We start from the raw sequence: 821 nt of genomic DNA, 5'->3' as shown, positions 1-821 counted from the left end.
AACGCGGGGTCCGTTCAGGCTGTTGCGTTGAGATTGAAAATCAACCGCTGGGCCGTCACCCCTGGCCGTTACCCTCCAATCTTCATTGAAGTCAGCAGGCCAATTCATATAGTCATGGGGGTTTATCCTAAAGGGAATCAAATTAATACCCCCATAACTAAGGAATTTTCTATTCCCACGCAATGACTAGAGCCCTGGTGTAATTGGCTGGATCACCGTTCCGGGAACCGGTATCGACCTACCTGTCCGCCAAGCTCCTTCTTCAGCTCCAGCCTAGTATCTGACTCGCGCCGCTATAAGCGAAAACCGAAGAGATGCGTCTTAGCCAAGAAAAGAAGGTTAGCCTCATCTTACTGCATGATTCGTGTGTTATAGTTAGATGACTCTAACTGTTTGGGGGCGACAGCCATGCACGAACGCGAGGGTTTCTGGGACAAGAACGCCGGTCGGTATGACCGTTTCATGCGAAACGACCGGGCGGCGTATGAGAAGATGTATGGGCTGATCCGGCCGGTGGTGAAAGCAAAGACCGTGCTGGAGGTTGCCACCGGCACGGGGCTTGTCGCAAAGAGCGTCGTGGATGCGGCGGCGCGCATCGAGGCTACGGACGCCTCTGCAAAGATGATCCTTGAAGCAAAGCGGGACAATCAATCCGCAAAGCTGCACTTTTCCGTACAAGATATGTTCCGCCTGCCCTATGCACAGAAGTCCTTCGAAGTGGTGATCGTGTCCAACGCACTTCACATAGTGCCGCATCCGGAAAAGGCCCTGCACGAAATCAGGCGGGTGCTGAAGGACGACGGCGTGCTCATCGCGCCAAC

At 54.0% G+C, this 821-nt stretch carries 2 protein-coding genes; both read left to right on the top strand.

The window, feature by feature from the left end; genetic code table 11:
- Positions 1-186 (top strand): hypothetical protein (locus DWZ15_RS10780; RefSeq protein ID WP_233544798.1); only part of this gene is annotated, 186 nt, incomplete at its 5' end.
- Positions 187-408: 222 nt separating this feature from the next.
- The coding region (locus DWZ15_RS10605) for a class I SAM-dependent methyltransferase (protein ID WP_199580078.1) at positions 409-821 on the top strand (413 nt) is incomplete at its 3' end.

Source organism: Collinsella sp. AF29-7AC (assembly GCF_003475665.1).
In the GTDB taxonomy this organism is placed as follows: Bacteria; Actinomycetota; Coriobacteriia; order Coriobacteriales; family Coriobacteriaceae; genus Collinsella.
This window is presented reverse-complemented; position numbering and strand designations above follow the sequence as displayed.